General features: G+C 63.6%; 3 protein-coding genes, 1 tRNA gene, 2 rRNA genes and 2 pseudogenes (1 of these 8 running past the window's edge). 3 read left to right on the top strand and 5 right to left on the bottom strand.

The genetic code is table 11. The features are described from left to right. Nucleotides 1–8: 8 nt before the first annotated feature. Both QE385_RS10035 and QE385_RS10040 read left to right on the top strand, forming a co-directional pair. Nucleotides 9–425 (top strand): hypothetical protein, encoded by a 417-nt coding sequence (locus QE385_RS10035; protein ID WP_307101409.1) that lies wholly within the window; start codon nt 9–11, stop codon nt 423–425. Beyond that, a pseudogene (locus QE385_RS10040) lies at nt 422–656 on the top strand (DUF6117 family protein). The gene QE385_RS10035 and the pseudogene QE385_RS10040 overlap by 4 nt, the downstream one beginning before the upstream one ends. Before the next feature lie 114 nt (nt 657–770). Here QE385_RS10040 and QE385_RS10045 read toward each other — a convergent pair. Continuing rightward, nucleotides 771–1,685: an NmrA family NAD(P)-binding protein gene (locus tag QE385_RS10045; protein WP_307101411.1), complete on the bottom strand. Its 915-nt coding sequence runs from the start codon at nt 1,683–1,685 to the stop codon at nt 771–773. Nucleotides 1,686–2,039: 354 nt separating this feature from the next. Between QE385_RS10045 and QE385_RS10050 the strand changes: the two are divergent. Then, nucleotides 2,040–3,800: pseudogene (locus QE385_RS10050) on the top strand (strawberry notch-like NTP hydrolase domain-containing protein); the annotation flags it as partial. 49 nt (nt 3,801–3,849) lie between these two features. On the opposite strand, the gene QE385_RS10055 reads toward QE385_RS10050, so the two are convergent. From QE385_RS10055 to QE385_RS10070, 4 genes are all read right to left on the bottom strand, one after another. Continuing rightward, nucleotides 3,850–5,057 (bottom strand): IS3-like element ISGbe2 family transposase gene (locus tag QE385_RS10055; protein WP_307098189.1). Its coding sequence is split into 2 segments (ribosomal slippage): nt 3,850–4,733 and nt 4,733–5,057, totalling 1,209 coding nucleotides; the frame shifts between segments, so codons are not numbered across the junction. Between the two features lie 256 nt (nt 5,058–5,313). Next, a tRNA-Met gene (locus tag QE385_RS10060) sits at nt 5,314–5,390 on the bottom strand. A 115-nt stretch (nt 5,391–5,505) separates the two neighbouring features. Beyond that, nucleotides 5,506–5,620: ribosomal RNA gene (gene rrf / locus QE385_RS10065) — 5S ribosomal RNA — on the bottom strand. Nucleotides 5,621–5,750: 130 nt separating this feature from the next. Further along, nucleotides 5,751–6,659 (bottom strand): 23S ribosomal RNA (locus tag QE385_RS10070); it runs 1,928 nt beyond the window's last position.

Below are 6,659 nucleotides of genomic sequence, written 5' to 3' on the forward strand. Positions count from 1 at the left end.
AGCCTGTCATGGCCGACTATTTCACCCATTTCTCGTGCCTGCTCGATGTTGGCACGCCCGAAAACGCCGCCCGCGCGCTAGACCTCTACAACGCGCTCTCCGAGGAAGGCGCGTCGGAAGAACCGCCGTCGGACGGCTTCCTCTTCTCGATCCAGCCCGAGCATGGCGGCACCAACCTCTGGATGCGCGATGACGTGACCGGTGATCCCGAACGCCTCATCCAGTTCGTCAAACGCTGTGCTGCCACGTTCGGCCTCACGGGCCGATGGGGCTTCCAATACGCCAACACCTGTTCGAAGCCGCGCCTCGACGGCTTCGGCGGTGGCGCGCATGTCCTTGATCTCGCCACTGGCGAAACGCTGGACTGGATCTACACCGATGGCTGGCTTGACGAACACCTCTCCAGCGATGGAGAGCGGCCATGAGCATCCCGGCATATGCCCGCGCCAACTTCCAGACGCTGCTTCGCGCGGCGGAGGATGGCAACCTCGCTCTCATGGAATGCGCGGACGCACAGACTGGCGCGATGAGATACGTCATCTGCGCCGTGGGGAAGGACAACGGCGACTATGTCTTCGCGCAATCCTTACGACGCCTATCTGCCGCCCAATCCAGATAATCCCGGCGGCTTCATTCAGCCTGCCGGCGCATCATGATAGTCGATACAGCCCGTTGACGGACGCGGCCACCAGTTTGAGCCGGAAAAGCGCCCACCTGATGGTTGGGCGCTTTTCCTATGCTGACGGTTTCTGCCACACACGCTCAGCGCGTCAGGTCGATGGGATCGTGAAACACAGCCGATGCTCCCGAACCCATCTCTCGACGCTCTTCGGCCGAAAATTCTCTAATCCCGATTGCGGCGCGAAGGGCCGTGCAAGGATGGCGTCGGCCTCTTCGGGATAGGTCGCAAAGTACCGGAACTTCGAGGCCACGCGCCTACCGACGCCTGGCCCCATCGCCACATCGACATCACGCTCGAACTCGTCCAGCGGCTGACCGCGATAGCGGATCGCGCGGCCGAGGCTGGCGCTCACCCGTTCGGCCAGTTCATCGCCCGCCAGGCTCTCCGGCCCGGCGATGCGGTGATCGCCACCCATCGCGCCGCGTTCCAGCAGCGTCAGCGCGGCTTCGGCGCAATCGTCGGCGGATGTCCAGGCAATGCGCTGAGAGGCTGGGATCGGCGGTGCGAACACGCCATCGTTGATAATCTCGGCCAGCGCCGAGGGTTTCAGCAGATTGTCGAGATACATGGTCGGGCGCACGATGGCGAAGTCGATGCCGCAAGCGCGTGCCGCCTCCTCGATCCTATGGTTGGCGATGAAGCTGGGCTCCTCACAGGGCGCAGGCCGGCTGGCGCTGGCGAGCTTGAGTACGAAGGATTTGATGCCCGCCGCTTTGAAGGCCGCGAGCGCGTTCCCTGCCTGCATTGCCATCGTCTCGGCCGGGCCGATCGGCACTTGGAGCACGGCATGATCGATGCCGGTGCTGGCGGCGGTGAGAGAGGCGGCAGCGCCAAGATCACCTTCTGCCAGCTCGACGCCAGGTGCGGCCAACGCTGTAGCGCGGTTGCTGTCGCGCACCAGTGCGCGGACCTTCAGGCCCCGCCCCAGCGCGGCATGCATCACCGCGCTGCCCTGAACGCCGGCGGCAAGAAAAACGAGAATGGGTTTCGATCTGTCGATCATGGATTGCTCCTTCAAAATGGTCTGTCGGAGCAGCTTTGTCGTCAATTGCACCGAACAGACCCGAAAACACGGCAAGCCGTGCGGGGACTGTCGGGGATCGCATCGTTCGATGCGAAAAGAGCTTTCCCTATCTCGGGAAAGGACTTGGGCCTACCCAGACCAAGCCTGCCATTTCGACACGACAATTAAAGCTGAACCTTGCGCGGCGTCAACAGAGGGATCGCCAAATCCGGCCGCCGCCGTTCCGCCATCGGCGTTTCGAGTGAGAGGAGTGCCGGGACGGGGGTGAGCCCCGGCGTTCGAGAGAGAGCGTCGTCGGGACTTTTCCCGTTTCGCTCTCCCGAGGACTTCTCCATGAACATCATGCTGCCCGTGGCCGAGGCGTCGGCCGCGCCGCTTCCGCTCGATCGTACTCCGGTCGCCCCTTCCGCTGCCATTCTCGCTGCGGCAAATTTCCTGCTTCCCCATCTCGAACGCGGCCAGCCCGTCGATACCGGCATGCTGCGCACCGTCATGGAAACGACGTTCGGCGCGTCCGATGCCTCGGGTGCCTGGGACTGGAAGACGGCCTATGAGGCGTGCGAAGTCGCGACCGTCCTGTTCCTGCGCAAATACGGAAAGGCGCTGTTCCGTAAAGCCGACACTCCGGCTGCACGACTGTCCGTGCTGGCGAAGATCGCGGCGCTGCTGCCGACGCACACGCGCCGTTCGGAGGAAAGCCAGGCGCTTCAACAATTCTCGACGCCGTTGCCGCTCGGCCTCGCGGCACTGACCGCGGCCGCGATTACGCCGGATGACCGTGTACTGGAACCATCGGCCGGTACCGGCCTGCTGGCGATCCTCGCGCAGACCGGAGGCGCATCGCTGATCCTCAACGAGCTGGCGGATACGCGCGCCGAGCTTCTCGCCGCCCTCTTTCCGGCCATTGCCGTCAGCCGCTTCGACGCCGCGCAGATCGACGATCATCTCGACCCTGCCGCTGTCCCGTCCGTCGTGCTGATGAACCCGCCCTTCTCGGCGATGGCGCATGTCTCCGGCCGCGTGGCGGATGCAGGCTTTCGCCATATCGCCTCGGCGCTCAACCGTCTCGCGCCCGGTGGGCGGCTGGTCGCCATCACCGGTGCCAATGTCGGGCCGGAGTTGCCGGACTGGCGCGATGCCTTCGTCGCCTTGCAGGCGCGCGGGCGCGTTGTGTTCTCCGCCGCGATCGACAGGTCGGTCTATCGCAAGCACGGCACGACCTTTCCGACACGGCTGACCGTCATCGACAAAGAGCCCGCCGACGATCCGACCGTATTCCCGGTCTCGCGGGGCATGGCGCCGGATGCGGCCACGCTGCTCGACTGGATCGCAGCCGATGTGCCGCCCCGGCGTCCCCTCATCTTGCCTGCTGGCGCGCCTCCGATCTCCGCTGCCCCGCCGAAGTCGGTGCGCGGTTACATTGCCCGCGCCGCCACTTCGCGCCCGGCCGTCGCCTCCGCCGATCCCGAGGGCGTCGAACTCGCCTATGAAGCCGTGGACTGGACGCCGCCGGAAGGCGCGCACCTCACCGATGCGATTTATGAAGAATACGTATTGCAGGCGATCCGTATTCCTGGTTCTCAGGCCCATCCGACCAAGCTGGTGCAATCGGCGGCGATGGCGAGCGTGGCGCCGCCGAAGCCCGGCTATCGCCCGATGCTCCCGGCCAACATCCGCGCCCTCTTGTCGGACGCTCAGCTCGAAACCGTCATCTATGCCGGCGTGGCCCATTCGGACTTCCTCGCCGGATCATGGACGGTCGATGCGGCCTTCGATCTCGTTCAGGCAGCACCCGCCGATGCCGTGAACGCCGTGCGCTTCCGCCGTGGCTTCATGCTGGGCGACGGCACCGGTGCGGGCAAGGGCCGCCAGTCCGCCGGCATCATCCTCGACAACTGGATGCAGGGACGGCGCAAGGCGGTTTGGATCAGCAAATCCGACAAGCTAATCGAGGACGCACAGCGCGACTGGTCGGCGCTCGGAATGGAGCGCCTGCTGGTCACGCCACTGTCGCGTTTCCCGCAAGGACGACCGATCGCGCTGACCGAAGGCGTCCTGTTTGCAACCTATGCCACGCTATCCTTGCGGTATCGCTCAAAAGCAAAAGGCCCGCCTGATCTGGCCCCCGTTTCACCGGACGGATTCAGGCGGTTGCAGAAACCAGTGCGCGATGTTCGCGCGGTGAACGCATTTTGAGCCCTGAATGGGGGTGGTTGTCGTTGTAGTCCTCGATCCATCCGGCAAGCGATGTCAACGCGGTGGGAGCATCAGGCAGCGGCGAGACGCGGACGTAATCGCGCTTGAGGGTATGAACGAAGGCCTCCGAGATGCCGTTGGACTGCGGGCTGCGAACGGGCGTGAAGCAGGGTTTGAGGCCCAGCTGCCGGGCAAAGGTGCGTGTTTCGCGGGCAGTATAGGCCGAGCCGTTATCGGACAGCATCTCGACCGGCACGGGCGCGCGCATACCGCCGAAGCGGGTTTCCACGGCTTCCAGCATGATGTCGCGCACGTCCGAGCCGCTGATGCCCGCATTGGCGATCGCGCGCCAGGCGATGATCTCGCGGTCATGGGCGTCGATGATGAAGGCGCCGCGCACGACCTCGCCGTTCCAGCAGGTGAACTCGAAGCCGTCCGAGCACCAGCGCAGGTTCGAGCGGATCGCCACCACGACGCCGTCATGGCCATAGTCGGCCCGCTCGGTGTAGCGCCGCGCCAGCAGCAGGCGGTCCGCGGCCATGATGCGATAGACGCGCTTGTGATTGACCGGCGCCAGTCCTTCGGCGCGTTGCTGTCGATTGAGGACTGCCGCGATGCGGCGGTAGCCGTAGGTGGGCCGCTGCGCGGCGATCTGGCGTATGCGGGGCAGCAGGTCCGCGTCGTCGGCCTTGGCGTACGGCCCGCGCGTCCGGGTGCGGCCGGTCAGGCGGTCGTACACCGTCGAGCGCCCGACCCCGAGCGTCTTGGCGACCAGGCTCACCGGATAGTCTCCGGCAACGGCGAGTGCATGAGCAAGCTCGCTTTTTTTGGGCGTGAGCGCTCCAGCGCCTCCTTCAGGATCTCGACCTCCAGCGTCTTGCGGCCGAGCTGGCGCTCCAGTTCGCGGATGCGGGTCTCCATCTCGCGGACCTGGCGATTGCTGGTCACGTCGTCGTCGCCGGCGACCGCGACGCTCCCGCCCTCCAGCATCAGCCGCCGCCAGCGGTACAGCAGGTTCGGCGCCACGCCGTTGCGGCGTGCCACCACCGATATGCTCTCGCGACCATCGAGCGTCTCCTCGACGATCCTCAGCTTCTCAGGCGTGCTCCAGTGACGGCGACGACCGCCGTCGGTGATGATTTCGGACACGGACATAAGCCTATGCTTAGGGGATAGCCCCAAGCCTCCTTCTTAGGCTTGAATCCGTCCGGTCGAAATGGGGGCCAGCTCACCGCCGGAGGGGCGTGCCGATCGCAAGTCGAGATGGTTGCGGGGACCGGCTTCGGCCAGAACTTGGCCGGTTCGCAAGTTGAGGTAGGTGCGGGAGGGCGCAACCATCAGGACTTGCGGACGCAAAAAAGCCGCCCGGTTGGGGCGGCTGATCTGCGCGATTTGGTATCGCAATTTGAGATGGTTGCGGGGGCAGGATTTGAACCTGCGGCCTTCAGGTTATGAGCCTGACGAGCTACCGGGCTGCTCCACCCCGCGACTGAGCTGAGCCGCACGGCGGCACGCTTCATGCGTGGTGTCGTGGGGCTGAGCGCCCCGGGCTGAGTGCCCGAGGAAACAAGTGAATGGGTTTTGTGTATACGCGGACTATAATGCCTGGCGACGCCCTACTCTTCCACTGCTTGAGCAGTAGTACCATTGGCGCAGTCGGGTTTCACGGCCGAGTTCGGGATGGGATCGGGTGGGACACCGACGCTATGGCCACCAGGCAATAGAGTCCGCGAATACTGACCCCGCTTTGTGGGCGGGGTGATGGGTATAAAATCGATGCGTGCACTGGCTGTATTGATGACCGCACCCTGCCATCTAGCCCAGGGCTGATGGTGGGGGTGTGGAGCTCTCAAGCGCGAATAGGACAATTAGTATCGGTTAGCTCCATGCGTTACCGCACTTCCACATCCGATCTATCGAGGTCGTGGTCTTCGACCGTCCTGAGAAATCTTATCTTGAGGGAGGCTTCCCGCTTAGATGCTTTCAGCGGTTATCCCGTCCGTACATAGCTACCCTGCTGCGCCGTTGGCACGACGACAGGTACACCAGAGGTACGTTCAACCCGGTCCTCTCGTACTAGGGTCAACTCCTCTCAAATTTCGACGCCCACGGCAGATAGGGACCAAACTGTCTCGCGACGTTCTGAACCCAGCTCACGTACCACTTTAATTGGCGAACAGCCAAACCCTTGGGACCTGCTCCAGCCCCAGGATGTGATGAGCCGACATCGAGGTGCCAAACAACCCCGTCGATATGAGCTCTTGGGGGTTATCAGCCTGTTATCCCCGGCGTACCTTTTATCCGTTGAGCGATGGCCCTTCCACGAGGGACCACCGGATCACTATGACCGACTTTCGTCTCTGCTCGACTTGTCAGTCTCGCAGTCAGGCTGGCTTATGCCATTGCACTCTAACAGCCGGTTTCCAACCGGCCTGAGCCAACCTTCGCGCGCCTCCGTTACTCTTTAGGAGGCGACCGCCCCAGTCAAACTACCCGCCACAGAGGGTCCCTGTACCGGTTTCACGGTACGAGGTTAGACATTAAACAACAACAGGGTGGTATTTCACCTATGGCTCCACATCGGCTGGCGCCAATGCTTCAAAGCCTCCCACCTATGCTACACAGTTCTTGTCCAATGCCACTCTGAAGCTGCAGTAAAGGTGCACGGGGTCTTTCCGTCTAACCGCGGGTACTCCGCATCTTCACGGAGAATTCAATTTCGCTGAGCATGTCCTGGAGACAGTGGGGAAGTCGTTA

It is taken from the genome of Sphingomonas sp. SORGH_AS_0950, assembly GCF_030818415.1.
Classification (GTDB): Bacteria; Pseudomonadota; Alphaproteobacteria; order Sphingomonadales; family Sphingomonadaceae; genus Sphingomonas.

What these genes read in the sequence shown, in the direction of transcription:
- QE385_RS10035 (WP_307101409.1), top strand. Translation starts at nt 9, where the DNA reads ATGGCCGACTATTTCACCCATTTCTCGTGCCTGCTCGATGTTGGCACG.
- QE385_RS10045 (WP_307101411.1), bottom strand. Translation starts at nt 1,685, where the DNA reads ATGATCGACAGATCGAAACCCATTCTCGTTTTTCTTGCCGCCGGCGTT.